At 71.8% G+C, this 255-nt stretch carries 1 protein-coding gene; it reads right to left on the reverse strand.

Translation table 11 applies throughout. The features are described 5' to 3' along the window. On the reverse strand, positions 1-255 hold a 255-nt coding region (locus PU724_RS34055; protein ID WP_426213870.1), incomplete at both ends, for a phosphopantetheine-binding protein.

Here is a 255-nt window from a genome sequence, read left to right on the forward strand (position 1 = left end):
CCGCAGCGGCTCAGCACCTCGACGATGCCTGCCGCCAGATCGGCAAGCACCGGCCTGGTGAACAGCGTCGTCAGCGGCACGTCCATGCCAAAAGCCTGCGACAGCCGGCTGAGCAGCCGCACCGCCAGGAGCGAATGGCCGCCGAGCTCGAAGAACTGGTCGTGGCGGCCGATGCGCTCGACGCCGAGCAGCTCCGCCCAGATGCCGGCCAGCGCCGTCTCGACCTCGCCTTGCGGCGCCGCATAGGCGGCCCGC

The organism is Mesorhizobium abyssinicae, from assembly GCF_049887195.1.
Classification (GTDB): Bacteria; Pseudomonadota; Alphaproteobacteria; order Rhizobiales; family Rhizobiaceae; genus Mesorhizobium; species Mesorhizobium abyssinicae.